The sequence below is a fragment of the Arthrobacter sp. KBS0702 genome, from assembly GCF_005937985.2.
Taxonomy (GTDB): Bacteria; Actinomycetota; Actinomycetes; order Actinomycetales; family Micrococcaceae; genus Arthrobacter.
The window spans coordinates 1,882,624-1,909,003 of the sequence record NZ_CP042172.1 but is presented as its reverse complement, the minus strand read 5'-3'; the positions used below and the strand labels follow the sequence as shown (position 1 = coordinate 1,909,003).

21 protein-coding genes are annotated in these 26,380 nt (G+C 68.4%); 14 read left to right on the top strand and 7 right to left on the bottom strand.

The features are described from left to right. Position 1: 1 nt before the first annotated feature. Together FFF93_RS08765 and FFF93_RS08760 are read right to left on the bottom strand one after the other, a co-directional pair. Entirely contained in the window at positions 2 to 466 is a 465-nt protein-coding gene (locus FFF93_RS08765) for a hypothetical protein (RefSeq protein ID WP_138769255.1), read from the bottom strand. Next, positions 463 to 3,603, bottom strand: a complete 3,141-nt coding sequence (locus FFF93_RS08760; RefSeq protein WP_261375032.1) for an efflux RND transporter permease subunit — start codon at positions 3,601 to 3,603, stop codon at positions 463 to 465. The genes FFF93_RS08765 and FFF93_RS08760 overlap by 4 nt, the downstream gene beginning before the upstream one ends. Before the next feature lie 769 nt (positions 3,604 to 4,372). On the opposite strand from FFF93_RS08760, the gene leuS reads away from it, so the two are divergent. The 5 genes from leuS (at position 4,373) to holA (ending at position 11,877) form a co-directional block, all read left to right on the top strand. Then, entirely contained in the window at positions 4,373 to 6,907 is a 2,535-nt protein-coding gene (gene leuS / locus FFF93_RS08755; protein WP_138769257.1) for a leucine--tRNA ligase, read from the top strand. A gap of 70 nt (positions 6,908 to 6,977) precedes the next feature. Further along, positions 6,978 to 8,018 carry a DegV family protein gene (locus tag FFF93_RS08750; protein ID WP_138769258.1) on the top strand — a complete coding sequence of 347 codons (1,041 nt, stop codon included), beginning with the start codon at positions 6,978 to 6,980 and terminating at the stop codon, positions 8,016 to 8,018. Positions 8,019 to 8,067: 49 nt separating this feature from the next. Continuing rightward, a complete protein-coding gene (locus tag FFF93_RS08745) occupies positions 8,068 to 8,937 on the top strand; it encodes a helix-hairpin-helix domain-containing protein (RefSeq protein WP_138769259.1) in 870 nt (289 codons plus the stop codon). 1 nt (position 8,938) lies between these two features. After that, positions 8,939 to 11,083, top strand: a complete 2,145-nt coding sequence (locus FFF93_RS08740) for a ComEC/Rec2 family competence protein (RefSeq protein ID WP_261375031.1) — start codon at positions 8,939 to 8,941, stop codon at positions 11,081 to 11,083. After that, positions 10,987 to 11,877 (top strand): DNA polymerase III subunit delta, encoded by an 891-nt coding sequence (gene holA, locus FFF93_RS08735; RefSeq protein WP_261375030.1) that lies wholly within the window; start codon positions 10,987 to 10,989, stop codon positions 11,875 to 11,877. The genes FFF93_RS08740 and holA overlap by 97 nt, the downstream gene beginning before the upstream one ends. A gap of 148 nt (positions 11,878 to 12,025) precedes the next feature. Here the strand turns inward: holA and rpsT are convergent, their stop codons facing one another. Together rpsT and FFF93_RS08725 are read right to left on the bottom strand one after the other, a co-directional pair. Further along, the gene (gene rpsT, locus FFF93_RS08730; RefSeq protein ID WP_056739236.1) at positions 12,026 to 12,286 is read right to left on the bottom strand and encodes a 30S ribosomal protein S20; all 261 of its coding nucleotides are present in this window, start codon (positions 12,284 to 12,286) and stop codon (positions 12,026 to 12,028) included. Between the two features lie 226 nt (positions 12,287 to 12,512). Then, positions 12,513 to 13,085 carry a type II toxin-antitoxin system PemK/MazF family toxin gene (locus FFF93_RS08725; RefSeq protein ID WP_138769261.1) on the bottom strand — a complete coding sequence of 191 codons (573 nt, stop codon included), beginning with the start codon at positions 13,083 to 13,085 and terminating at the stop codon, positions 12,513 to 12,515. Positions 13,086 to 13,283: 198 nt separating this feature from the next. Between FFF93_RS08725 and lepA the strand changes: the two genes are divergently transcribed. Both lepA and hemW read left to right on the top strand, forming a co-directional pair. Further along, positions 13,284 to 15,137: a translation elongation factor 4 gene (lepA, locus tag FFF93_RS08720; RefSeq protein ID WP_186372119.1), complete on the top strand. Its 1,854-nt coding sequence runs from the start codon at positions 13,284 to 13,286 to the stop codon at positions 15,135 to 15,137. A 2-nt stretch (positions 15,138 to 15,139) separates the two neighbouring features. Next, positions 15,140 to 16,378 (top strand): radical SAM family heme chaperone HemW, encoded by a 1,239-nt coding sequence (gene hemW, locus FFF93_RS08715; RefSeq protein WP_138769262.1) that lies wholly within the window; start codon positions 15,140 to 15,142, stop codon positions 16,376 to 16,378. A gap of 36 nt (positions 16,379 to 16,414) precedes the next feature. Here hemW and FFF93_RS08710 read toward each other — a convergent pair whose 3' ends face one another. Beyond that, on the bottom strand, positions 16,415 to 16,834 hold the full coding sequence (locus tag FFF93_RS08710) for a DUF4870 domain-containing protein (RefSeq protein ID WP_138769263.1): 420 nt from the start codon (positions 16,832 to 16,834) through the stop codon (positions 16,415 to 16,417). Between the two features lie 121 nt (positions 16,835 to 16,955). Next, complete coding sequence (locus FFF93_RS08705) at positions 16,956 to 17,810, bottom strand: DUF3097 domain-containing protein (protein ID WP_138769264.1); 855 nt, start codon at positions 17,808 to 17,810, stop codon at positions 16,956 to 16,958. Positions 17,811 to 18,054: 244 nt separating this feature from the next. Here FFF93_RS08705 and hrcA point away from each other — a divergent pair, with 244 nt between their 5' ends. The 3 genes from hrcA (at position 18,055) to FFF93_RS08690 (ending at position 21,058) form a co-directional block, all read left to right on the top strand. After that, positions 18,055 to 19,068: a heat-inducible transcriptional repressor HrcA gene (gene hrcA / locus FFF93_RS08700; protein WP_138769265.1), complete on the top strand. Its 1,014-nt coding sequence runs from the start codon at positions 18,055 to 18,057 to the stop codon at positions 19,066 to 19,068. 80 nt (positions 19,069 to 19,148) lie between these two features. Then, positions 19,149 to 20,276, top strand: a complete 1,128-nt coding sequence (gene dnaJ, locus FFF93_RS08695; RefSeq protein WP_138769266.1) for a molecular chaperone DnaJ — start codon at positions 19,149 to 19,151, stop codon at positions 20,274 to 20,276. Positions 20,277 to 20,278: 2 nt separating this feature from the next. Further along, positions 20,279 to 21,058: a 16S rRNA (uracil(1498)-N(3))-methyltransferase gene (locus FFF93_RS08690; protein WP_138769267.1), complete on the top strand. Its 780-nt coding sequence runs from the start codon at positions 20,279 to 20,281 to the stop codon at positions 21,056 to 21,058. A gap of 32 nt (positions 21,059 to 21,090) precedes the next feature. On the opposite strand, the gene FFF93_RS08685 is transcribed toward FFF93_RS08690, so the two are convergent. Then, positions 21,091 to 21,975, bottom strand: coding sequence for a GerMN domain-containing protein (locus FFF93_RS08685; protein WP_261375028.1), 885 nt, complete (start codon positions 21,973 to 21,975; stop codon positions 21,091 to 21,093). Positions 21,976 to 22,424: 449 nt separating this feature from the next. Between FFF93_RS08685 and FFF93_RS08680 the strand changes: the two genes are divergently transcribed. From FFF93_RS08680 to era, 4 genes are read left to right on the top strand one after another with little or no spacing between them, the layout of a single operon-like run. Then, positions 22,425 to 23,513, top strand: a complete 1,089-nt coding sequence (locus tag FFF93_RS08680) for a PhoH family protein (RefSeq protein WP_138769269.1) — start codon at positions 22,425 to 22,427, stop codon at positions 23,511 to 23,513. Next, on the top strand, positions 23,510 to 23,983 hold the full coding sequence (gene ybeY / locus FFF93_RS08675; RefSeq protein ID WP_138769270.1) for an rRNA maturation RNase YbeY: 474 nt from the start codon (positions 23,510 to 23,512) through the stop codon (positions 23,981 to 23,983). Before FFF93_RS08680 ends, ybeY begins: the two co-directional genes overlap by 4 nt. After that, entirely contained in the window at positions 23,980 to 25,311 is a 1,332-nt protein-coding gene (locus FFF93_RS08670) for a hemolysin family protein (RefSeq protein WP_138769271.1), read from the top strand. Before ybeY ends, FFF93_RS08670 begins: the two co-directional genes overlap by 4 nt. Continuing rightward, complete coding sequence (gene era, locus FFF93_RS08665; RefSeq protein ID WP_138769272.1) at positions 25,295 to 26,254, top strand: GTPase Era; 960 nt, start codon at positions 25,295 to 25,297, stop codon at positions 26,252 to 26,254. Before FFF93_RS08670 ends, era begins: the two co-directional genes overlap by 17 nt. Positions 26,255 to 26,380: the final 126 nt, after the last annotated feature.

Genomic DNA, 26,380 nt, shown 5'->3' with positions numbered 1-26,380 from the left:
GTCAATGCGCCGTATCGAACTCTGCGCCGAACAGTTCCGCCGCGCCGACGGTGACGATGGCGGTGCCGGCCGGAGGGCCCGCAGTGGCCGTCACGACGCCCGCCTCCACCTTGGCGACCGTGACTGCCTGGCGCTGGTAGACGCGTTCCTCCGGGTTCGTGTACACCCAGGTCTTGCCGTTCGCGTCGTAGAGCAGGGACGCGTACGGGAGCAGCACCTCGGTGCCGGTGGCACCCGGTTTGACCGTGTCCGTCTTCAGCTGGAGCCGCTGGACGGCGCGGGCATTGAGGGTGATCTTGGCGATGCCGGTGGACGCGTTCTTCTCCACCTTGGCCGGGTCATTGGCCAGTTGGACCGAGGAGCTGCTGGACGCCGGAGTCGCCGCGCAGGCGGGCAGGGAACTCAGGAGTGCTGCACAGACAGCGGCCGCCAGGGGCAGGCGCCGGAGGGGCTTTTGGCTGGTCATTTTACTTCCACCTTTTCCTGCAATACCGGAACTTCGGATTCGTTGACGGATTCCCACTCCTCGGGCCCTTCCTTCGGGCCGAACCAGAACATCAGGAGCGGGAACACAAAAAGCGAGCACAGCGTCGAAGTGACGAGGCCGCCGACGATGATCAGCAGCATCGGGCCAAGCACGGTCTGGCCGATGACGCCGCCGAAGACGGCCGGCGGGATCAGCACGAGCACGGTGATCAAGGCGGTCTTCAGGACCGGCGAGATCCGTTCGCGTGCAGCCGCCATGACGACCGCCGCCCGGGAGGCCGCTGGATCTTCGCGCCACAGTTCGTCGCAGCGTGTCGAGAGCAGTGCCGCGTTCCGGGCCGTAATGGCCAGGACCGCCGCGAAGGCTGTCAGCACGATCTGCGAGTTCACCGCTCCGAACAACCACGCCGCCACGGTGCCGCCGGCCAGTGCCGCCGGCAGGGACAGGAAGACCGCGAGCGCGAGCTTCCAGCTCCGCAGGGCCGTCTGCAGGAGGATCAGCACGGCCAGGAAAGCCGCGATCGCCAGTCCCGCCACCATGGCGTCGGCCGCCTGGTTCTCGCTGTACTTGGAGGGGATCTCGGCGTGATACTCGAGCGGGAAGTCGATCTTCCGGACGGCGTCGTTGATGTCCCGCTGGACGTCCGCCAGAGGGCGTCCGCTGACGTCCGCGACGACGTCGATCCGGCGGGAGGTGTCATCGTGCAGGATCACCACCTCGTTGGGAACCAGCCGCACCGCGGCGATCTCGCCGAGCTTGACGTGGCCGCCGTCGGGGGTGTCCAGCAGCAGTTCCCGCACGCTGGTCAGGTCGTCCCTGACGTCGACAGCGCCCCGGACCACGACCTCGAAGACCTTTTGCTGTTCGAAGAGGTTGCCAACGACGATGCCCTGCATCAGGGCCGCCGCGGCGCGCCGGGCGTCACCTGGTTTGATTCCGACCTTCTGAGCCGCTTCCAGATTGACTTCGACCTCCACGATGGGTGTCTTGGGCGTCGAAGTGATCCTCGGGTTACCCACGCCGCTGATGCCGGAGATGGCCTTTCGAACTTCCTCGGCCTTCTGCTGCAGCACGGTCATGTCCGTGCCGTAGACGCGGACCGCGAAGCCCGGGTCCAGCGTGGTGCGGAGTTCACCGATCTGCTGCTGTGAATAGTTGACGACGTTATTGGCGATGCCCGGGTAGCCCTTGACGACTTCGCGGACGGCGCTTTCGGTCGCGGCATAATCCGCGTCCGGCGCGATGGACACCCACAGTTCCGCGGAACTGTTGCCCACCACCTGGTCCGCGGCGATCGCGCGGCCGACGTGTCCGCCAACCCCGGAGACGCCAGGCACTGTCCGGAGTTCGTCCGAGGCGCGCGCGGCTATGCGGGTGACCTCCTCGTTGGAGGTGCCGGCCATGGCGTCCCACTGGACCAGCAGGGTCCTGTCCGGGAGGGTCGGAACCACGGGCCGGTTGCCGATCAACTGGGATCCGGCTGCCAGGCCCAGCACGCCGACGACGGCGACGGCTGCAAGGCCGAGGGCCGTACGGGAGCGGGCTGCTGTCAGCGTGCGCTGGTAGGACGCCCGGGCCCGGTCGAACCCGGGCGATTGCCGCCGGAAAGAAGTGTCGCGTGGCAGCAGCATGTGCGCCAGCACCGGCGTGACGGCGAGGCCCACAATGAGCGAGGCGAGCAGCGCCAGCAGCACGGTCCAGATCAGCGGCCGGAAGAATGCACCGCCGATCCCGGAGGCAAACAGCAACGGCACCAGGGGGATCAGCATGATCAGCGAGGCGTGGAACAGTGCGGTGCGCACGCTGTGGACGGCGCGCCCGATCCGGGACCGGAAGTCGGCGGCCGGGTCGGACACATCGTTGTCGGCCCGGCGCCGCCGTTGGGCCTGCACATCTTCGACGACGTCGCCCACTATCAGCGAGACCGCCAGGAAGATGCCGACCAGGACCGCCACGTTGAGGGTGGCCCCTTGCACCTGGAGGACCACGGCCGCCGTCGTCACCGAAGTGGCCAGGGCGACCAGACCGATGACCGCGACCCGCCAGGACCGGAACAGCAGCCAGAACAGCGCCACCGCGATCAGCAGGCTGAAGAGCAGCGCGAGCGCGAGGCCATCCACGGAGTCCTGCAGTGCTGCGGCCGGCCGGAACACCGAGGTGTCCATCTGGACTCCGGCGAGGCCGGGTTCGAGGTCTTTCAGCGCCGCTTCAATGTCTTTGGTGACTTCGAGCGTGCTGGTTCCGGGGAACTTCTCGACGACCAGCAGCAGGCCCGGATCCTGTCCGACGACGGCGTCGCCGATCAGCGGCTGGTGGTCCTCCCGGACCTTCGCGACGTCCCCGAGGAGCAACCGAGGGTTGGTGTCCTCCACGGCAACCTTGGAAAGGTCAGCCGGGGTGCGGATCGGAAGGACATGCTGGATCCCCAGCCGCTGGCTGGGGGACTCGACGAAACCGCCTGTTCCCGGGGTGGAGGCTTCCAGGAAGCTCAGCGGCGAGACCCAGACGGCGTTGCCGGTGGACTTGATCACCTGCTCCAGGGTGATGCCCTTCTCCTGCAGCTGCGTGGGGGTGACCTCCACCTGGAGTTGCTGTTCGCGCTGGCCCCAGATGGCCACGTTCGCCACCCCCGGGATGCCGATCAGACGCGGCTTGATCTTCCATCTCGCCAGGACGGACATTTCGATTCCGGAGAGCTGTTTGGAGCTCATCCGGACCATCATGACGCGGCTGGTCGATGACATGGGCTGCATGATCAGGGGCGGCGAGGACACGTTCGGCAACGCATGTGCCTGGGTCATCCGTTCCGCCACCAGCTGGCGGGCCCGGAGCAGGTCCGTCCCCGGCTGGAAGACCAGCTCGATGGAGGACAGGCCGGGAACCGATTTCGAGCGGATTTCGTCCAGCCAGGCCACCCCGTTGAGGAGGTCGGCTTCCATCGGCGAGGTGATGAGCTGTTCGACTTCAACAGCGGAGAGGCCCAGGGCCTCAGTCTGGATCTCGACCTGCGCGGGGGCGAACTCTGGCATGCTGTCCACGGCCATGTGCGGCACGTTCACAACGCCGAAGGTGACGAGTCCGGCCGCGAGCGCCAGAACCAGGATGCGGAATTGCATACTGAACCGGGTTATCCAGCCGAACATGGCTAGACCTTTTCCGGGCTGCTGCCGGCGGCGTGCGGGCGCGCTGGCAGGTGGGTGAATTGTTGCAGGGCAGACTCACGCAAACGATACATAACAGGCTCCTCAACCCGAGACCATTTACGAATCCCCCCGAGATCTTGAGTGCATAGTGTCCCTGTTCGAAATTTTTAGCAAGCTCCCAGCTTTTTCGCCGGTGGGGTCCGGAAAACCCCTGTATATTGCGCCAGTATCCCTGCTGGAGGGTAGAGTGCGGACCGGCCGGAATATCACTTGCCGAGGCGCCAGCTAATACTTATAACCAGACGCCAAACTACTTGGATTTGAATTTGTATTACTTACGGCGTATTTGCGTTCTACGGGACGCCGGCGGAAGGCTATTGGCGTAAGTACCGACGCCAATTAATAAAGAATATGTAACAATTTGGCATCGGCGACGCCGTTCGTGTGGCTCGCGCTGGGCCCGGCGTCGCCCCGGAGGCCGTTCAAAGGCGCTAAAGTAGTTCCATGCGCGCGATCCTTCTGCTTAGCTAGCCGCCCGGCATCCCGGATTCATCTCGGATTGCCGAGCGGCAGCCCCTCCATGTCGAGGGGCTTTTGTGTGTCTGGGGGTTCCCCGGAACCGGCGGCAGGAGAGCCGCGGAGGATTAGCTGACGGGGGTGGGCGACCGCCCCCGGCAGGGCGGAAGCTTGACAGGACCAGGGCTTGGGATTCCCAAGCCTGAAAAGACAGAAGAGGCCAGCAGTGAGCGTTCAGCCGGAGACAGAGACCGGAACAGCAGCAGCCGCAGCGAATGAAGGCCCCGAGGAGGGCGCCTACAGCTTCGCCGCCATGGAGGCCAAGTGGCCGCAGGTTTGGGAGGACCTCAAGGTCTTCACGCCCCTGGATGACGGCTCCAAGGAACGGCGCTACGTGTTGGACATGTTCCCTTACCCGTCGGGTGACCTGCACATGGGCCATGCCGAGGCTTTCGCGATGGGCGACGTCGTCGCCCGTTACCTGCGCCAGCAGGGCTACGATGTCCTGCACCCGATCGGCTGGGACTCCTTTGGCCTGCCCGCGGAGAACGCCGCGATCAAGCGCAACGCGCACCCCAGCGAGTGGACCTACGCCAACATCGACACCCAGGCGGCGTCGTTCAAGCGCTACGCCATCTCCGCCGACTGGTCCCGCCGGCTGCACACCTCTGACCCCGAGTACTACCGCTGGACGCAGTGGCTGTTCAAGCGCTTCTACGAGCGCGGCCTGGCCTACCGCAAAGACTCGCCGGTCAACTGGTGCCCCAAGGACCAGACTGTGCTGGCCAACGAACAGGTGGTCAACGGCGCCTGTGAGCGCTGCGGAACCGCCGTCACGAAGAAGTCCCTGAACCAGTGGTATTTCAAGATCACCGACTACGCGGACCGGCTTCTGGATGACATGGAGGAGCTGCGCGGGCACTGGCCCGAGCGCGTCCTGGCCATGCAGAAGAACTGGATCGGCCGCTCCGAGGGCGCGCACGTGACCTTCGTAGTCGAGGCCGACGGCGGCAAGCCCGCCAAGGACGTCACCGTCTTCACCACCCGCCCCGATACCCTGTACGGTGCCACGTTCTTCGTGGTCGCCGCGGACGCGCCGCTCGCCGTCGAGCTGGTCACCGAAGAACACGCCGGTGCGCTGGACGCGTACCGCGAACAGGTCAAGGCGCTGTCGGAGATCGAACGCCAGTCCACCGAGCGGGAAAAGACCGGCGTCTTCACCGGCCGGTATGCCATTAACCCGCTCAACGGCGAGAAGCTGCCCGTCTGGGCCGCCGACTACGTCCTGGCCGACTACGGCACGGGCGCCATCATGGCTGTCCCGGCCCACGACCAGCGCGACCTGGACTTCGCCAAGACCTTCGACCTGCCGGTCCGGGCGGTGCTGGACACCGGTGAGGAGGACCCCGCGGTCTCCGGCACGGCTACGGCCGGCGAGGGAACCCTGATCAACTCCGGCGCGCTGGACGGACTGCCGAAGGCCGAGGCCATCCCGGCTGCCATCGCGATCCTGGAGCAGCAGGGCACTGGCGAGAAATTCGTGAACTTCCGCCTGCGGGACTGGCTGCTGAGCCGGCAGCGTTTCTGGGGCACGCCGATCCCGATCATCCACTGCCCGGCCTGCGGCGAGGTGCCCGTCCCGGACGAGCAGCTGCCGGTCACCCTGCCGGAGAACCTGCGCGGCGAGGACCTGTCCCCGAAGGGCACGTCCCCGCTGGCCGCCGCCGAGGCCTGGGTCAACGTGGAGTGCCCCAGCTGCCACGGCCCGGCCAAGCGCGACACGGACACCATGGACACCTTCGTGGACTCGTCGTGGTACTTCCTGCGCTTTGTCTCGCCGCACTACACCGAGGGCCCGTTCGATCCGGCCAAGATCAATGACTGGATGCCCGTGGGCCAGTACGTCGGCGGGGTCGAGCACGCCATCCTGCACCTGCTGTACGCCCGCTTCTTCACCAAGGTCATCCACGACCTGGGCCTGATCGAAGCGGACGAACCGTTCCGTGCGCTGCTGAACCAGGGCCAGGTGCTCAACGGCGGCAAGGCCATGAGCAAGTCGCTGGGCAACGGCGTGGACCTGGGCGAGCAGCTGGACAAGTTCGGCGTCGACGCCGTGCGCCTGACCATGATCTTCGCCTCCCCGCCGGAGGACGACGTCGATTGGGCTGACGTCTCGCCGTCGGGCTCCGCGAAGTTCCTGGCCCGCGCCTGGCGCCTGGGCCAGGACGTCACGAGCGAACCCGGCATCGACTTCGCCGCCGGGGACCGTGCGCTGCGCACCGTCACCCACCGCACCATCGCGGACGCCGAGGCCTTGATGGAGCACAACAAGTTCAACGTGGTCGTGGCCAAGCTGATGGAGCTGGTCAACGCGACCCGCAAGACCATTGATGCGTCCGGCGGCGCCGGGGGCGCGGATCCGGCGGTGCGCGAGGCCGTGGAGGCCGTCGCGGTCATCCTGAGCCTGTTCGCCCCCTACACGGCCGAGGACCTGTGGAACGTGCTCGGGCACCCGGCCTCGGTGGCCAACGCGGGCTGGCCCACGCACGATGAAGCCTTGCTGGTGCAGGACACGGTGACCGCTGTCGTCCAGGTCCAGGGCAAGGTGCGCGACCGCCTGGAGGTGTCCCCGGGCATCTCCGAGGACGAGCTGCGCGAACTGGCGCTGGCCTCGGAGAACGTCCAGCGCGCACTGGACGGCCGGGGAATCCGCACCGTCATTGTGCGGGCGCCTAAACTGGTCAACATCGTCCCGGCCTAGCCGGACAGGCCACTCTCAACCCGGCCGCCGGCGGAAGCCGGCGGCCGGACCATTTTCCAGGAGGTGCATCGTGCCCGACCGTGAGCCCCCGGGCTGGCTGTGGCTGCGCGATCGCCTCATCCGGCTCCGCCAGGCCACCCGGCCCGGTGCCGCCGAAACCGTACCCGCGCCGGCGGCGCGCACCGCGGTGGTCACCGACTCCGCGGCGGCCCTGCCAGCGGACTGGGTGCGTGACTTCACCGCTGACGGCCGCCTGGCTGTGGTTCCGATGCCCGTCATGGTGGGCGCCGAGATCTACGGCGAGGGCGAGGACGACATCGCGGAAACCATCGCCGTCGCCCTGGCCAGCGGGGTCCCGGTCCGGACCTCCCGGCCCTCGCCAGGCCAGTTCGAACAGGCCTACCTCGCCGCGGCGGCGCGCGGCTTCGAATCGGTGGTCTCAATCCACATCTCCGGTGAGCTCTCCGGCACGGCCGACTCCGCCAGGCTCGCCGCGGGCCGGGTAGGGATCCCGGTGGAAGTCCTCGATTCCCGCACCGTCGGGATGGCGCAGGGCATGGGTGTGCAGAGCGCCGTCGTCGCCGCCGCCGACGGCCGGAGCGCGGATGAGGTCAAGGCCTTTGCCGAAGAACGGCTGGCCAGGACCAAGGTCTACTTCTACGTCCCCAGCCTTGAACAACTGCGCCGCGGCGGCCGGATTGGCGCGGCCGCCTCGCTTTGGGGCACCATGTTCGCGATCAAGCCGATCCTCGCGGTCGACGGCGGCAAAGTCGTCCCGCTGGAAAAGGTCCGCTCCGCGGCCCGGGCCATCGCCCGCCTGGAGGAGATCGCCGCCGCCGATGCGTTGTCCCGGCCCGCCGGGGAAGCCCGGATCGCGGTGCACCACTTCGGCAACCCGGCCGAGGCGGAGCAGGTGGCGTCCCGGCTGGCGCTTTTGCTTCCGGACTGCCCCCCGGCGCAGATCAGTTCACTGCCCGCCGTGCTGGCCGCCCACGCGGGCCTCGGCGTGCTGGCCGTGATCGTGGGGGAGAGCAGCACCCCGCTTCCCGGGGCTGGCCCGACTCCCGGGGCAGCCGGGACCGCCGGCGGTTCCCGGACGCTTTCCACATAGCCGTTCCGGCTTCTGCCGCGGGCGCGGCGCCGTCCCTAGGCTGGGCATCATGTCGCGCCGATATCCGGGAGCCGAACCCCGCAGCGCAGTCCACCCGGGGACGGGCGCCGCCCGGCACCGCTGGGCCGCCAGCTTGGGCCCGGATGGGCACGATGCGCTGATTGATGATGCGCCGGCGGCAGCCGCCACGGACGGGGCCACCGCTACTGGGATGCCGGCCGCACGATTCAGATGGCGCACCGGCCGTCGTGCCGCGGCGCTGCTCGCCGTGATGTCGGTGCTGCTGGGCGGCTGGTTCTGGTGGCAGGCGGCCGACGGCGCGCCCCGGGTCCAGCCCCTGGGCGAACCCGCCGGGTCGGGTGCCGCGGACGGTGCGGGGCCAGGCGGCTCAGCCGTCGGTGAGGCACGACCCGGCGGACGGGAGGCCGCCGGGGCCCCGCCCGCGGCGTCCTCAGGGGCAGCGGCCGGCGGCACGGTCGTCGTCCACGTCGCCGGAGCCGTGGCGAGTCCCGGCGTCGTCGAGCTTCCGGCCGGCAGCCGGCTCCACGAAGCCATCAAGGCCGCCGGCGGAAGCACCGGAACCGCGGACCTGGACCGGCTCAACCTCGCTGCCATCCTTGACGACGGCCAACGGGTCCTCGTCCCGGAGCGCGGAAGCGCGGACGCGGCCAGCCCCGACGCGGGAGCCGAGGGCTTGGGGAGCCCCGGCGGGGCCGGGCCCCCGGCCCCGAAGGTCAACCTGAACACCGCCGGCGTCGAAGAGCTGGCGACGTTGCCTCGCGTCGGACCTGTCCTGGCCCAGCGGATCGTGGACTGGCGCAAGCAGCACGGCAAGTTCCGGACCGTTCAGGAGCTCGATGCCGTAGAAGGGGTCGGCCCGAAGCTGCTCGAGGCACTCGTGCCGTTGGTGCGGGTCTGACGTGGCCACGGAACAGCAAACGCGCCGCTGGCAGTCCTTCCGTGACGCTGCCGCCGGAGCCATGCTCCGGGCCGCTGCACCGGGAACGCCGGCCACGGAGGTTGCAGCCCCGTCGGCCGCAGCCGCGGAGGCCGCCGCGCGCGGTCCCGGCGCCCGTGCGGCTGGATCGGTGCGGGCCAGCCTGTCCGGGCTGGATCACCGCGTCCGGGAGGTGCGGCGGGTCCGGAGCGCTCGGATCGCCGCGCCGGAGCTACGGCGCCGCACCGACCTGCGGCTCGTGCCCGTTGCGCTGATGGTCTGGGCGACGGCCCTCGCTGCCAGCCTGCTCGAACCCCAAGCGATTGCAGGCCTGTGCGCCGGGCTGGCGGCGGCTGCCCTCGGGCTGCTGGCGCCATCGTTCCGGCGCCGGAAGCCTGCTGCCCGGAGCCTGCGTGCCACCGCGGCCGTGGCACTGCTGATCTCTTGCGCGGCCGGGGCCCACGCGGCGGTGGCCTCGGTGCAGCGGCATGAGGGCGCGGTAGCAGAGGCAGTCTCCGCTGGTGCCTCCGTGGTGGCCGAGATCGATGTTGCGGGGGTGCCCAGGCAGCTCGCCGTGCCGGGCCGTTCGGGGACGCCGGCACGCTGGGCGGTCCCGGCCACGGCCCGCGTCCTGATCTATGACGGGCGTCGTGTGGAGGCCCGGGCGGGGCTGCTGGTGCTGGGCGGAGACGAATGGGGGCGGGCCGTGCCGGGGCAGCGGTTCCGAACGACGGGCGTCCTCACGGCGGCCGGGGCGGGCGAGCCGGAGGCCGGAATCCTGGCCGCGTCGTCGGCTCCGGTCCCCATGCCGGCACAGGACGGCTGGGGGCGCACCCCGGCCGGCCTGCGCAGCGGATTCAGCGCCGCGGCCGCCGCATTGCCGGGCGACGCACGTGGCCTCCTGCCCGGTATGGTCACCGGTGACACCGCCTCGCTGGACCCGCAGCTTGCCGCCGCCATGAAGACCGTCGGGATGACGCACCTGACGGCCGTCAGCGGCGCCAATTGCAGCCTGGTCCTCGGCGTCCTGCTGCTGGCGGCGCGCACCCTGAGGCTGCCCCGGCCGGTGGCTGCCGCTGCCGCGTTGACCGGTTTGGGGTTCTTTACCCTGATGGTCGGGCCGGATGCCAGCGTGCTGCGGGCCGCCCTGATGGGGGCGATCGGCCTCGCCGCCCTGGTTTTCGGCCGGGCCGGGCGCGGCTTGAGCCTGCTGTGTGTTGCCTCGACGATGCTCTTGTTCGCGGATCCGGCACTGGCAACCGACTTCGGCTTCGCACTTTCCGTCCTGGCCACCCTCGGCATCGTTGCGGCCGGCAGGGCGATGATGGGGTGGCTTCCCGGGGTTGTGCCCCGCTGGGCCGCCGCCGGCCTTGCCGTCCCGTTGTCCGCGCAGCTCTTCTGCGGCCCAGTGATCGTGCTGCTCCAGCCGCAGTTCTCCAGCTACGCACTGCCCGCAAACCTGGCGGCTGCCGTCCTGGTGGCACCCGTGACCCTCGTCGGCACGGCCGCCGTACCGCTCGTCCTCCTAGCCCCTGCACTGGCGGCAATACCGATCGGCGTTGCCGGTACGTTTGCGGCCGGAGTGGCCGGCATCGCCCGGTACTTCGCGGCCCTTCCGGGCGCGGCGTTGCCCTGGCCGGAGGGCGCCTTCGGCGCGGCCACCATGGTGGTGCTTTCCGGACTGTCCCTGGCGGGCATGTGGCTCGTGACCCACCCGGCCGCGGTGGTGCACCTGGCCCTGGCAGCACACGGACGGATTATCCTTCTGCTGGAAGGAATCCTCGACCGGAAGGAGCATCCAAACCGCCGAACGCTGCCGCGGAACGGGCCCGGCCGCCGCGGCTTGGTGGAGCGTCTCCTCCGTGGGAGGCTTAGATTCTGCAAACCAACTTCCCGGAGGATTCACGAGTGGCTGCTGCCCAGACCCAACGCACCCGCACCTCGGCGGCCAACACCGCCACCTGGCGCGATGTGGCGCCGGCACCGGTGGTGCTGGTCGGCGGCCCCGAAGACTACCTGGGTTCCCGCGCCATGGACCGGATCCGCTCCCAGGTCCGGGCGGCCGCCCCCGACGTCGAAGTCACCAGGCTCAACGCCGGCAGCTACGAGCCCGGCGCCCTCGCCATGAACGTCAGTCCGTCCCTCTTCGGCGAACAGAAGCTGATCGAGGTGGAGGGCCTGGAAACAATGAATGACGCCTTCCTTGCCGACGCCCTGAAATACCTGGCCCAACCCGAACCCGACGCCGTGCTGGTGCTGCGCCACGGCGGGGGAGTGCGGGGCAAGAAACTCCTCGATGCGATCAAGGCGGGCGGCTGGCCGGTGGTTGACTGCCAGCCGCTGAAGAAGGACGCGGACAAGGCCGCTTTTGTCACGACCGAGTTCAAGGCGGCCTCCCGCCGGATCGAGCAGGACGCCGTGCACGCCCTGGTCAACGCCGTGGGTGCGCAGCTCGCCGAACTCGCGGCCGCGTGCAGCCAGTTGATCGCTGACGCCACCACGGCAGTGGATGCGGAAATGGTGGACCGCTACTACGGCGGCCGGGTGGAAGCCACGGCCTTCAAGGTCGCCGACGCCGCCATGGCCGGCAATGCACCGTTGGCGCTCTCCACCCTCCGGCACGCCCTCGATACCGGGGCGGATCCGGTACCGATCGTGGCGGCCCTTGCGTCGAAGCTGCGTTCCCTGGCCAAGGTCGCGGGAGCTCAGGGGTCGTCCTCGCAGATCGCCAAACAGCTGGGCATGCAGCCCTGGCTGGTGGAACAAGCCCAGCGTGACGTCAGGCGCTGGACGCCCGAAGGCCTCGTCCGGTCCATCCAGGTCACCGCCGAGGCGGACGCGCAGGTCAAGGGGCTGTCCCGGGACCCGGTCTACGCCGTCGAGCACGCGGTCACCGTGATTGCAGGCTCGGTCCGCCGCTGACGCCGCCCGCCGCCCGACGCCGGGCGGCGGTTGGGCATCGGCGACAGGATCCCCGATGTTCCGGGGCCAGCACGAGCGCTTTAACTGGCTGTGGCCGGCACCCAGGGGGTGCCGGCCACAATCGTCAGTTCAATTGAACTGGAAAACCTTAGAGTGCGTTGACCTTCTTGGAGATCGCGGACTTGCGGTTTGCAGCGTTGTTCTTGTGAAGAACACCCTTGCTGACAGCCTTGTCGAGCTTCCGGCTGGCAGTAACCAGTGCAGCAGCAGCGGCATCCTTGTCGGTGGACTCAACGGCGGTGTTGACGGCGCGGATGGCCGTCTTCAGCTCGGACTTGACTGCGTTGTTGCGCAGGCGAGCCTTTTCGTTGGTCAGGATGCGCTTCTTCTGGGACTTGATATTAGCCACGTGTGAACTCTCTTTTTCAATGCGGAAAATGGTCTAGAGGGCTTTCAGATTGGCCATTGACTGAGCGGCGTGGGGATACCTATGGCGACCAACCATCTGTGGCCGTCGACCTGCACGGACACACAGCTGTCAATAATAGCAGAGACGCGCGGCTGGTGGCGATTTCCGGCGGCAAGCGCGGGTCGCGGGGGAGTCCCGTTACCAGCGGACTCCCGGACCGGGCCGGTCAGGACCAGCCGTGCCGGCTGCGCAGCGCCGAGGAGATGGCCCGGAACCGTCCGGCGTCGAGGATTGCACCCTCCCGGCGCACGTCTGCGGGGTTGATCTGCAGGATGCGGTCCAGCCGCGCTTCGCTGGGACGCCACTGCCGGTCCCAGGGGCCGGTGCCGATATCGACGTAGTCGTCGGCGCGGCGGTCGTCGCCGTCGTGGTCCTTGCTGGTGAGCATCAGGCCGAGCAGGTAGCGGCCATGGCTCCCCACGAGCAGCACCGGGCGGTCCTTGCCCTTGCCGTGGTCCTCTTCGAACGGGACCCAGGTCCAGACGATCTCGCCGGGCTCGGGCCGGCCGTTGGCGGCCGGGCTGTACTGCACTTTGGCCTTGCCCCGGAAATCACCCGGGTAGGTTCCGGTGAGACCGCCGGTGAGACCGCCGGAGGGGCCGGCTGTCCGCCGCTCGGACGTTTTGCCCGGCTTGCCGCCGGGACGCCGCGTTTCGGCCGGAGCGCCGCCGCCGAGCCGGTCGAGGAAACGCAGGGCGCCGCGGACGGCGTTGCTGAGGGATCTGAGGTTCAGGGCCATGGGGAAACCCTACCGGCCGCCGTGCGCCCGTCCCGACTGATGCAGGGCCACCCGCCGGGACGTGGGAGACTATAAGGAACGAGAAATGCGGCGTGCCGCAGCGCGGTGGAACAAGCAACATCGAACACCGGCTGCGTTCGTCCGTGGAACAGCCAGCCAGTACAGCTCCCAGGTATTGCCAACAGTAAGGACCCCTGCGTGTCTCCCATGGCCCGCACCGCCCCGGTGCCTGCCGCAACAGATCCGGCCCTCATCCGGAACTTCTGCATCATTGCGCATATTGACCACGGCAAGTCCACGCTGGCCGACCGGATGCTCCAGTACACCGGCGTCGTGCAGTCACGCGACATGAAGGCCCAGTACCTGGACCGGATGGACATCGAGCGTGAACGCGGCATCACCATCAAGTCCCAGGCCGTCCGGATGCCGTGGGAACTCGACGGCACCAGCTACGCGCTGAACATGATCGACACCCCCGGCCACGTCGACTTCACCTACGAGGTGTCCCGGTCCCTGGCCGCCTGCGAAGGTGCCGTGCTGCTGGTGGACGCTGCCCAAGGCATCGAGGCCCAGACCCTCGCCAACCTCTACCTGGCGATGGAAAACAACCTCACTATTATCCCGGTCCTGAACAAGATCGACCTTCCGGCCGCGCAGCCGGAGAAGTACGCCGAAGAACTCGCCAACCTGATCGGCGGCGACCCGGACGAGGTGCTTCGTGTTTCCGGCAAGACCGGTGCCGGCGTCGAAGTCCTGCTGGACAAGATCGTCCGTGACCTCCCCGCGCCGGTCGGCGATCCGAACGCCCCCGCCCGGGCCATGATCTTCGACTCGGTCTACGACACCTACCGCGGCGTGGTCACCTACGTCCGCGTGGTCGACGGCATGCTGCACCCGCGCGAACGCATCCAGATGATGTCCACCCGTGCCACCCACGAACTCCTCGAAATCGGCGTCAGCTCCCCGGAGCCCACCCCGTCCAAGGGCCTGGGCGTCGGCGAGGTCGGCTACCTGATCACCGGCGTGAAGGACGTCCGCCAGTCCAAGGTCGGCGACACCGTCACCAACCTGGCCAAGCCGGCCAGCGACTCGCTCCCCGGCTACGCCGATGCCAAGCCGATGGTCTTTTCCGGGCTGTACCCGCTCGACGGCACGGACTACCCGGTGCTGCGCGATGCGCTGGAGAAGCTGATGCTCAACGACGCCGCCCTGGTCTACGAGCCGGAAACGTCGGCCGCGCTGGGCTTCGGCTTCCGCGTCGGTTTCCTGGGGCTGTTGCACCTGGAGATCACCCGCGAGCGGCTCGAACGCGAGTACAAACTGGACCTCATCTCCACCGCCCCGAACGTGGAGTACGAGGTGACGCTGGAGGACAAGAAGGTCGTCCACGTCACCAACCCCAGCGAATACCCCACCGGCAAGGTCTCCGAGGTGCGCGAGCCGATGGTGGCAGCGACCATCCTGGCCCCCAACGAATTCGTCGGCGCCATCATGGAGCTGTGCCAGAGCCGCCGCGGCGTGATGGGCGGCATGGACTACCTCTCCGAGGACCGGGTGGAAATCCGGTACCGCCTGCCGCTGGCCGAAATCGTCTTCGACTTCTTCGACATCCTCAAATCCAAGACCCGCGGCTACGGCTCGCTGGACTGGAAGGCCGACGGCGACCAGGTGGCCGACCTGGTCAAGGTGGACATCATGCTCCAGGGCGAACAGGTGGACGCCTTCAGCGCCATCACCCACCGCGACAAGGCCTACGCCTACGGTGTGATGATGACCGGCAAGCTGCGCGAGCTCATCCCGCGCCAGCAGTTCGAGGTGCCGATCCAGGCCGCGATCGGATCCCGGATCATTGCCCGCGAAAGCATCCGGGCGATCCGCAAGGACGTGCTGGCCAAGTGCTACGGCGGTGACATCACCCGAAAGCGCAAACTGCTGGAAAAGCAGAAGGAAGGCAAGAAGCGCATGAAGATGGTGGGCCGCGTCGAGGTCCCGCAGGAGGCGTTCATCGCCGCCCTGACCACGGAAGAGTCCAAGGACAAGGCCAAGAAGTAGCCATGCCAAGCGCGCTTCCCCTCGGTGACCCCGCGCCGTCGGACGGGCTCCTGCCCGGCCAGGCGCTGGAGGGCGCCGCGGACCGGGCCTTCGGGCTCTATGTGCACATTCCGTTCTGCGCCGTGCGCTGCGGCTACTGCGACTTCAACACCTATACCGCCACGGAGCTCGGCGGCGGCGCCTCGCAGGACGCCTACGCCGGCACCGCCGTCGCCGAAATCGGTTTTGCCGGCGGCGTCCTGAAGGCATCCGGGCTGCCGGATCGCCGGCTCAGCACGGTGTTCTTTGGCGGCGGCACGCCGACGCTCCTGCCGGCCGGGGACCTGGCCCGCATCCTGGCTGCCGCGATCGAAACCTGGGGCCTGGAACCCGGTGCCGAGGTGACCACCGAAGCCAACCCGGACTCGGTCACGCCCGAGTCCCTGCAGTTGCTCGCCGACGCCGGCTTCACCCGCGTCTCGTTCGGTATGCAATCCGCCGTGCCACACGTCCTGAAGGTGCTGGACCGCACCCACACACCCAGCCGCGTGCCGCAGGTGGTCCAGTGGGCCCGTGAGGCCGGCCTCGCGGTCAGCCTGGACCTGATCTACGGCACGCCCGGTGAATCACTGGAGGACTGGCGTTTCTCCCTGGAGACGGCCCTGTCCTATGGTCCGGACCACATCAGCGCCTATGCGCTGATCGTTGAGGACGGCACCAAACTCGCCGCCCAGATCCGCCGCGGCGAGGTCCCGGGGATCGACGACGACGACCACGCCGCCAAGTACGAGCTTGCCGACGAACTGATCTCCGCTGCCGGTCTGGGCTGGTACGAGGTCAGCAACTGGGCGCGCACTCCCGGGCAGGCCTGCCGGCACAACCTGGCCTACTGGCGGGGGGACGACTGGTGGGGCGTCGGACCCGGTGCGCATTCGCATGTCGGCGGGGTGCGTTGGTGGAACGTCAAGCATCCCACCGCCTACGCCGCACGCCTGGGATCAGGGGTGTCGCCCGCCGCCGGCCGGGAAACCCTGGATTCGGAGACCCGCAACGTGGAGCGCGTGATGCTCGAGGCGCGGCTGGTTACGGGGTTGGAGATCCCGGGCCTGGGCGGTCTGGGGGATACCGGGCGGCACGCCGTGGCCGGGCTGATTGCCGACGGGCTGGTGGACCCGGTCCAAGCCTTCAAGGGACGCCTGATGCTCACGCTCAAGGGGCGGCTGCTGGCCGACGCGGTGGTCCGCAGGATCCTGCCCGACTAGGCCAACGCCCGCGCGGGCCTGAAGTGTACGTTCGCGCTACTTGATCCAGCGGAGGTTGTACTCGTAACGGTGCGGCTGGCCGCGGTTGACGTGGATGCCGGCGGCAACGGAGAAGCAGGCGAGGGCAAGCCAGATGGCCGTGGCCAGCACCGCGAACAGGTTGCCGACCACCGGGACGAAGACCAGGAGATTGGCGAGCACCGCGGCAATCGTGGGCGGCAGCGTGAAGTTCAGGGCTTCCTTGGACTCCTGCGCCGTGAACGGGCCGCGGTCCTTGAAGATCAGGTAGATCAGCAGCGAAGGGATGCAGCCCAGAATGCCGCCAAAGTGCGCCAGGGTGGCCCACTGCCGGTCCTCGCTCGCGGTCAGCGGGAGGGCATTAGCGGGCACGCCGTGGTACTGCGACTCGCCATGGCCTGCCTGGTGGTCCGTGTGTTCGCGTGCATCTTCTGCCACGTTTCGTCCTTTGGATTGCGGTGGAGCATTAGTACTTGTACGGGCTGCGACCGCAACAAACACAGCGGGCGCCGTTCCAAGAATACTTGCTCGGGCCGCGAACTGAAGCACGGCGAGGCGGCTACGGCACCGTGAGGAAGTCGATGACCTCTTCCACCCGGCCCAGCAGCGACGGTTCCAGGTCCGCGTAGCTGCGCACCGCGCCGAGGAGTTTCTGCCAGCCCAGGCCAATGTCCTCCTTGGTGCTGTGCGGCCAGCCGAAGGCCGTCAGGATCCCGGTCTTCCAGTCCATCCCCCGCGGAATCACCGGCCAGCGCTCAATGCCCAGCACGGCCGGGCGGATGGCCTGCCACACGTCCACGTAGGGGTGCCCCACGATCAGCACGTTGCCGGCGGCTCCGGGGGAGGCCATGACGGCGTCGGCGATCCGGGACTCCTTGGAATCCGGCACGAGGTGGTCAACCAGCACACCAAGACGGCGGCCCGGGCCCGGCCCGAACTCCTTCACGGCCGCCGCGAGGTCGTCGATGCCATGCAACGGCTCGACGACGATGCCCTCGACCCGCAGGTCATCACCCCAGACCTTCTCCACGAGTTCGGCGTCGTGCTTGCCTTCCACCCAGATCCGGCTCGCCTTGGCGACCTGGGCGCGCTGGCCGGCCACCCGGACCGAACCCGAGGCCGTGCGGGCCCCGGTCCCGGCGCCCGCAGCGGCGGCCCGAGGGGCGGGCGGCACCAGGCGGATGGGCTGTCCTTCCAGCAGGAAGCCGAAGCCCAGCCGGAACGAGCGGGACTTGCCGCGCCGGTCCTCGAGGGCCACCACGTGCATGCCGCCGGACTTCTCCACCCGGGTCACGGCGCCGACCCAGCCGGACTGCACATCCTCCAGCACCATGCCGCGTTCCACCGGAATTTCCGGCAGTTGGGCCTTGGCGGGGGCGGACAGATCCTGCGGGCCCCAATTCTGGTACGTCATCTGCTACACACTGCTTTGCACTCGGAAATTTCGGGGGAGGGAACCCTCCTGCGGCCTGCGGTGTGCCCGGAAACACCTCTTCCGGCGGTCACGCCCGCAGCGAATCCAATGCTAACAACGGCGCGACTCATATTAGACTGGTTAGCACTTAGGCATGTCGAGTGCTAACAGCGGGTTTCCTGGGCGCGTCCCGTACCGCCCGCCGGCACCGGCTCCGCGGAAACAGGTCGATTGGAGGTGGGGCGTGAGCGAGCCACGCAAACTTGAAGTGCTGCGCGCCATCGTGGAGGACTACGTCCATTCCCGGGAACCGGTGGGGTCCAAGGCCCTGGTGGAGCGGCACCATCTTGGGGTCTCCAGCGCCACGATCCGCAATGACATGGCAGCCCTGGAGGACGAGGGCCTGATCACGGCGCCGCACACCAGCGCCGGGCGGATCCCCACCGACAAGGGCTATCGCCTGTTCGTGGACCAGATTTCGGCCGTCAAACCCCTGTCATTGGCGGAACGGCGCGCCATCCAAGCCCTGCTCGAGGGCTCCGACGACCTCGACGACGTGCTGGACCGGACGGTGCGGCTGCTCTCGCAGCTGACCAACCAGGTCGCCGTCGTGCAGTATCCCCTCTTGAGCAGGGCGAGGGTCCGGCACATCGAATTCGTGCTGCTCGCACCGCGCAAGGTGCTGACCGTGCTGATCGCAGACACCGGCAAGGTGGAACAGCGGGTGATCGACGTCGGACAGGAACTCGGCGACGATGCCCTCGCAGAACTGCGCACCCTGTTCCTGGCCCGGCTTTCGGGGACCCCGTTGAGCCTGCTGCCGCAGTCGCTGCAGTCCGTCGCGGACGGCTGTCCGCCGGCCCGGCGCGGCGCCGCGCAGGCCCTCGCGCGGGGGCTCGAGTCGCTGGCGGCGAGCAGCCGGGAGGAACGGATGGTCATGGCCGGGACGGCCAACCTGGCCCGGTCCAACGTGGACTTCCCGCTCAGCATCGGCCCGGTGCTCGAGGCGCTCGAGGAGCAGGTGGTGATGCTGCGCCTGCTCAGCGACATGGCGGAGGACCCCCGCGGCGTCACCGTCAGCATCGGCCGGGAGAACCCCTACGACGGTCTTTCCGAGGCCTCGGTGGTGGCCACCGGCTACGGCCCGGATGCCACCGCCAAGGTCGGCGTGCTCGGACCCACCCGGATGGACTATCCCACCACCATGGCCGCCGTCCGTGCGGTGGCCCGTTACCTTTCGAGGATCCTCGGGCCCTGACGGGCCGCTCCCGCTACCAGACGTCTTGCCTGTCGCAGGCAGTGCCCCACCGGCAGTACAAAAAGGAAGAGATACACACTTTGAGCAGCCACTACGACGTTCTTGGAGTCTCCCGCGAAGCGACGGGGGAAGAAATCAAGAAGGCCTACCGCAAACTCGCGCGGACCCTGCACCCGGACGTGAACCCCGGTGACGACGCTTCCGAGCGCTTCAAGGCGGTCACGCACGCCTACGAAGTGCTGTCTGATCCGCAGAAGCGCCGGGTCTACGACACCACGGGCAACGAGAACGGCACCGACAACGGCTTCGGCGGCGGCTACGCCGGCCAGGGCTTCGCCTTCCAGGACATCTTCGAGACCTTCTTCGGTGGCGCCGGCGGCCAGGGTGGCCCCGCATCCCGGGTCCGCCGCGGGCAGGACGCGCTGATCAGCGTCCGGATCGAGCTCCGCGACGCCGTCTTCGGCGTCAACAAGAAGCTCGAGGTCGACACCGCCGTCACCTGCCCCACCTGCGAGGGCTCCTGCTGCCGCGAGGGCAGCCACCCCGAACGCTGCGACATCTGCGGCGGCAGCGGCCAGGTCCAGCGCGCCGTGCGCTCCATCCTTGGCCAGGTCATGACCACCGCTCCCTGCGGCAGCTGCGAGGGCTTCGGCACCGTCATCAAGGACCCGTGCAACGAGTGCGCCGGCCAGGGCCGCATCCGCAGCCGCCGCTCCCTGACCGTCAAGGTCCCGGCCGGCGTCGCCACCGGCACCCGTATCCAGCTTTCCGGCCAGGGCGAGGCCGGTCCGGCCGGCGGCCCGGCCGGTGACCTCTACGTCGAGATCCGGGTCAACAACGATCCGACTTACCTGAGGGAAGGCGATGACCTGCACGCAAGCCTCAACATCCCGATGACCGCGGCCGCCCTGGGCACAGAGCTGACCCTGGAGACCTTCGACGGCCAGCAGGAAATCGACGTCAAAGCCGGCACCCAGTCCGGCGAGGTCATCACGCTGCGCGGCCTGGGCGTGACGCACCTGCGCGGCTACGGCCGCGGCGACCTCAAGGTCCACCTGCAGGTGGACACCCCGGCCAAGCTCGACGCCGCCCAGGAGGAGCTGCTCCGCCAGCTCGCCAAACTCCGCGGCGAGCAGTTCACCGAAGGCAAGCTCGCCGCCAGCGGCGGCGTCTTCGCCAAGCTCCGGGACCGGCTCGGTAACCTGTAGCGGTGAGTAACCCGGTCTTCTTCACCCCCGCGGGATCCCTGGACCAGCAGGCCCCGGGCACAACGTTCGTCCTCACGGGCGCCGAAGCGCGCCATGCGGTGACCGTCAAGCGGCTGGCCGTCGGGGAGGCTGTTGACCTCGCCGACGGCGCCGGCACGCGCATCACCGGCACCGTCACCGACGTCGCCCCGCAGGAACTGACGGTCGAATGCGTCGAGGCCAGCACCGAGGCCAGGCCCGAGATCAGGCTGGTCCTCGTGCAGGCGCTGGCCAAGGGCGACCGCGACGAACTCGCCGCCGAAACGGCCACGGAACTGGGCATCGACGCCGTCGTGCCCTGGCAAGCGGAGCGGTCGATCGTCCGGTGGAAGCCCGAACGCGCGGCCAAGGCACACGCCAAGTGGCAGTCGGTGGTGACGGCAGCCGCGAAGCAGGCGCGACGCGCCTGGATCCCGGAGGTCCGGGACGCCGTCGACGGCGGCGGGCTGCAGGCGGCCGTCGCAGCCGCGGACCTGGCCATCATCCTGCACGAGGACGCGGTGCGGCCGCTGCGGCAGGTCCTGGAAGCCTGGCAAGGGGCCGGGCAAGGGGACGGCGACGGCGGCAAGCCGCGCGAGGTGCTCCTGATCGTGGGTCCGGAGGGCGGCATCAGCCCCCGCGAGGTCACCCGGTTGTGTGACGCCGGCGCCGTGACCGCCCTGCTGGGCCACCACGTGCTGCGTTCGTCCACCGCCGGGCCCGCCGCCACCGTGCTGGCGAGCGACATCCTCGGACGCTGGTAGCCCCCGGACGCTGTGAGCCGCAGGGGACCGGACTAGCGGACGGTGAACCCGCGGGTATCGACGTTCAGGTCCTGCACGGCGCCGGTGGGATCCACCTGCGACACCCGGGCCTCATAGCTTCCGGGCCCGAGGTTCAGCGAAAAGTTGAACAGGCCGGCCTGCGCGCCGTCGGCGGAGGCGGTCATATTGCCGTTCAGGTAAGGAGTCTTGGTGGTGCCGTCGACCCGCAGAATCTCCCAGCGCAACTTGCCGCCCGGGACCGTGCTGCGGCCGGAAAACTTCACGGCTCCGTCGGCTTCCTCGGTGCCCTCCTGCGGATCGATAATCCACACGGGCGCCACCATCCCGGCGCTGCGCGACGTCGGCGCACCAAGCCGCACCCGGTTGAAAGCCACATAGTCGGTGTGCCCGTCCACGAGGATGACGACCTGGATCTGCTGCCCGGCGTCCGTCAAGCCCGCACTGGCCCCCGCTGCCGTGGCCGTGTAGACCAGCTGCTGGATGGCGCGTTCTGCCATGTCGGCGTCGACGTTGCTGTTGAACGCGTCTGCGGACACATCCACGGTGATGATGTTTTTGCCTGAAATCGAGGTGGCGAGCTTTTTCGGATTCTGCCACGGGGTGAAGAAGTCGGGGTCCAACGGCTTCTCCGACATCATTACCCGCAGGGCCCGCGTGATGGGGTTGTCCTGCTCGGAGACGTCCCGGAATTCCCGGTACAGGAAGACATTGTTGTTGCTGCGTCCGATCCAGTAGACCGGTGCCTTGTTGGACGCCTGCGTGGATTCCAGCGGGGCGCTGGTGGTGGCGACGCCGGGTGCCGGACCCGGCACCGTCTGGGTGGGGGTACCCGAGTCGGTGATCCCGGGCTGGGGTGTGGCGACGCAGCCGGAAAGGGCCAGGGCGGCGGGCAGCACCAGCAGCAGGACCCCGCGGCGCGTACGCCGGCCTGCTGCCTTGATGCCTCCACGCTGACTGATCGCCGCTGTCCCTTCGTTGTGTGTTCGCTCCGTGCCCGCAGGGTCTCTTCCACGGGCCGGTGTCCGCCGCGCCGGGATACAAACGGGCCGTCAAAGGTACGGCGGCGTCGGGCCCGGCAGGGCCGAATCCAGCATTACACAGGACGTCCGCGCTCCGGGCGGGTTTCCGCACCGGCCAGGGAACTGCAACGGGAACGATATGAGGACGATATGAAGTTGATACCTAACGGCGTTGCCGAGGCCCTCCGCGCCGGTACCGGGCCGCGCTGGCGTAAGATGGAAGGACCCGCCGGAACCCGGCGCTGATGGCCCGGATGGCCGTTGGCCGGCAACGGCGGGAGACCATTTCCGAACTGGAGGGGACCAGAGGCCCACGGGCCAACACCATGACTGAAGCAGCCAACGGCAAGGCCCGGATCAGCGCGGGCGAGCGCACCGCAGGGGAATTTCCCCACTCCCTCCCAGGCCTGCGGACGGAGGTGGTGCTGTTCGACAACTCCGACCAGATGGTGCAGTCCCTGGGTAGCCACGACGAGGCCTTGCGCTTCATTGAAACCCAGTTCCCCGACGTCGACTTCCATGTCCGCGGCAACGAACTTGCCATCAGCGGCCCGTCCGCCGACGTGCCCCGGATCATGCGGCTGCTTAACGAAGTGCGCGGCCTGGTGGCCCGCGGCACCGTCATCACGCCGGCCGTGCTGCAGCAGCTGGTGTCCATGCTGCGCAGCCAGTCGCTGCAGAACCCCGTGGACGTCCTGACATTGAACATCCTGTCCAGCCGCGGCAAGACCATCCGGCCCAAGACCCTGAACCAGAAGAACTATGTGGACGCCATCGACGCGAACACGGTGATCTTCGGGATCGGCCCGGCCGGTACCGGCAAGACCTACCTGGCCATGGCCAAGGCGGTCCAGGCGCTGCAGCAAAAGGAAGTCAGCCGGATCATCCTGACCCGCCCGGCCGTTGAAGCGGGGGAGCGGCTGGGGTTCCTGCCCGGCACGCTGAGCGACAAGATCGACCCCTACCTGCGCCCGCTTTACGACGCCTTGCACGACATGATGGATCCCGAGTCGATCCCTCGGCTGATGGCCGCCGGCACCATCGAGGTGGCACCGCTGGCCTACATGCGCGGGCGCACGCTCAACGACGCGTTCATCATCCTGGACGAGGCCCAGAACACCACGCCGGAGCAGATGAAGATGTTCCTCACCCGGCTCGGCTTCGGCTCCAAGATGGTCGTCACCGGCGACGTGACCCAGGTGGACCTGCCGTTCGGCACCCGCTCCGGGCTGCGGATCGTCGAAGAGATCCTGCAGGGGATCGAGGACGTCAATTTCTCGGTCCTGGACGCCTCCGACGTCGTCCGGCACCGGCTGGTGGGCGACATCGTGAACGCCTACAGCAACTGGGACGAGACACAAAGGAACCGGGTCAAGCATTCCGTCGCCCGGGAAAACCGGGGAGAACGCGCATGAGCATCGAGGTCAACAACGAATCCGGCGTCAGCGTCGACGAAGCCGAACTGGTGGCCCTGGCCCGGTTCGTCTTCGAACGGCTCTTCATCCACCCGCAGGCGGAGCTCTCCATCCTGCTGGTCGACGAGCCCGCCATGGAGAAGCTCCACATCGAACTGATGGACGAGCCGGGCTCCACGGACGTGCTGTCCGTGCCGATGGATGAACTCACCCCAGGTACACCGGACAAGCCGACCCCGCAAGGGATGCTGGGCGATATCGCGATTTGCCCGCAGGTGGCCGAGGTCCAGGCGAAGAACGCCGGCCACTCGACCCAGGACGAGATGCTGCTGCTCACCACCCACGGCATCCTGCACCTGCTGGGCTTTGACCACGCGGAACCGGAAGAAAAGGAAGAGATGTTCGGACTGCAGCGCGAACTGCTCTCCGGCTTCACCGGCAAGGACGCCCCGGCAGAGACGATTCAGTGACCCCACTGATCCTGGCCGGCATGGCGCTGGTCTTCCTCAGCTTTGCCGCCGTATTGACCGCGGCCGAGGCTGCCTTCAATTACCTTCCCCGGCACGACGCCGAACAGGCGATCCTGCACAGCCGCGGCACCGCGCTGAAGCGGATCATGGGCCAGCCGGTGGCGCACATGCGCGCCCTGAGGTTCTGGCGGGTCTGGTTCGAGATGGCCTCCGCGGTGGCTGTCACCGTGCTGTTGCACAGCCTGCTCGACAACGCCTGGCTCGCGGGCCTGGCCGCCACCGGCATCATGGCGCTGGTCGGCTTTGTGATCGTCGGGGTGTCCCCGCGCCAGCTGGGTCGGGTGCACTCGGCCGGCCTGGTCCGCTTCTCGGCGCCCCTGATCCGGTGGCTCTGCTGGGTGCTGGGTCCGATTCCGGGCTGGCTGGTCACGGTCGGTAGTGCCGTCGCGCCCGGCGCGCCGGCGGACAACGAAGCCTTCTTCAGTGAAGAGGAGTTCCGCGAACTGGTCGAACGTGCGAGCGAATCCGACGTGATCGAGGACAACGAAGCCGAGCTGATCCAGTCGGTCTTCGACTTTGGCGACACGCTGGTCCGCTCCGTTATGGTGCCCCGGACGGACATCCTCTGCATCGACTCCGGCTCCAGCCTGCACCGGGCGATGTCGCTGTTCCTGCGCTCCGGATACTCGCGGATCCCGGTCATCGGTGACAACACGGACCAGATCCTCGGCATCGTCTACCTCAAGGACGTCGCCGCCGTGGTCCACAACCTGGGCCCGGGCGAGGAGCCGCCGCTCGTCGACGAGCTGGCCCGCGAGGTGCGCTACGTTCCCGATTCGAAGCCCGTGAGCGAGCTGCTCCGCGAGCTGCAAAAAGAATCAACGCACGTCGCCATCGTGATCGACGAGTACGGCGGGACCGCCGGGCTGGTCACGCTCGAGGACCTGATCGAGGAAATCGTCGGCGAGATTGTGGACGAATACGACACCGAAGCCGCCGAAGCGGTGGAACTGGGCGACGGCAGCTACCGGGTCAGCGCCAAGATGAGCATCGACGACCTCGGCGAGCTCTTCGACCTCGAGCTCGAAGATGACGAGGTGGACACCGTGGGCGGCCTCCTCGCGAAGGCGCTTGGCCGGGTGCCGATCGTCGGGAGCACCGTCGCCGTCGACGGCGTCACCCTCCGGGCCGACAGGCTCGAGGGCCGCCGGAACCGCGTCAGCCACATCATTGCGGCCGCAGTTCCAAAGGAAGAAACTGACCTTGAAGACCTTCTCGACGAGGCCGAACCAACGCAACAGGGAGTTCCACGTGAGCAAGCAGAATAAGTCCGACGGCGAAGCGCCCTACGGCGGTTACCGGGCCGGGTTCGCGGTGCTGGTGGGACGTCCCAACGCGGGCAAATCCACCCTCACCAACGCCCTGGTCGGCCAGAAAGTCGCCATCACTTCGGCCAAGCCGCAGACCACCCGCCACACCATCCGCGGCATCGTGCACCGCGAGGACGCGCAGCTGATCCTGGTGGACACCCCCGGACTCCACCGTCCGCGCACCCTGCTGGGCAAGCGCCTCAACGAACTTGTCGCGGACACCCTCGCCGAGGTGGACGCGATCGGCTTCTGCCTGCCCGCCAACGAGAAGATCGGCCCCGGCGACAAGTTCATCGCCGCGCAGCTCGCCGCCGTCGGGAACAAGCCGGTCATCGCCGTCGTGACGAAGGCCGACACCGTGGACCGCCAGGCCCTGACCGAGCAGCTGCTCGCCGTCGCCGCCCTGGGCCGCGAGGTGCTGGGCGAGGACGGCTGGAAGGACATCGTCCCGGTCTCCGCCACGGACGGCTTCCAGGTTGGTACCGTCGCCGACGTGCTGATCGGCCACATGCCGCCGTCGCCGCCGCTCTACCCGGACGGCCACCTGACTGACGAGCCCGAAGCGGTGATGATCGCCGAGCTCATCCGCGAGGCCGCGCTTGAAGGCGTCCGCGACGAACTTCCGCACTCCCTGGCCGTTGTGGTCGACGAGATCGTTCCGCGCGAAGGCCGGCCGGAGGACCGCCCGTTCCTGGACGTACGGGTCAACCTCTATGTGGAACGGCCCTCGCAGAAGGCCATCATCATCGGCAAGGGCGGCGCCCGGCTTCGTGAAGTGGGCACCACGGCGCGCAAAGCCATCGAGGCCCTCCTCGGGGCCCGGATCTACCTGGACCTGCACGTCAAGGTCGCCAAGGACTGGCAACGCGATCCGAAGCAACTGGTGAAACTGGGCTTCTAGGCCCCCGGCGGCGCCCGAGCGCGCGGTGCCCCAAAGGCTGGCCGCGTGTGCGGCCGGCCCGCGGAACGCCGCCGCGGACCGGCACGCCCATCGGGATTTTCCCAGTTTCGGACACTAAAATGGTGA

Bases quoted from the DNA above. Each gene is read 5' to 3' on its own strand.
- ybeY (WP_138769270.1), top strand. From the start codon at position 23,510: ATGAGCATCGAGGTCAACAACGAATCCGGCGTCAGCGTCGACGAAGCC.
- hemW (WP_138769262.1), top strand. From the start codon at position 15,140: ATGCCAAGCGCGCTTCCCCTCGGTGACCCCGCGCCGTCGGACGGGCTC.
- FFF93_RS08705 (WP_138769264.1), bottom strand. From the start codon at position 17,810: ATGACGTACCAGAATTGGGGCCCGCAGGATCTGTCCGCCCCCGCCAAG.
- holA (WP_261375030.1), top strand. From the start codon at position 10,987: ATGGACCGGATCCGCTCCCAGGTCCGGGCGGCCGCCCCCGACGTCGAA.
- FFF93_RS08760 (WP_261375032.1), bottom strand. From the start codon at position 3,603: ATGCAATTCCGCATCCTGGTTCTGGCGCTCGCGGCCGGACTCGTCACC.
- FFF93_RS08680 (WP_138769269.1), top strand. From the start codon at position 22,425: ATGACTGAAGCAGCCAACGGCAAGGCCCGGATCAGCGCGGGCGAGCGC.
- FFF93_RS08745 (WP_138769259.1), top strand. From the start codon at position 8,068: ATGTCGCGCCGATATCCGGGAGCCGAACCCCGCAGCGCAGTCCACCCG.
- FFF93_RS08725 (WP_138769261.1), bottom strand. From the start codon at position 13,085: ATGGCCCTGAACCTCAGATCCCTCAGCAACGCCGTCCGCGGCGCCCTG.
- FFF93_RS08765 (WP_138769255.1), bottom strand. From the start codon at position 466: ATGACCAGCCAAAAGCCCCTCCGGCGCCTGCCCCTGGCGGCCGCTGTC.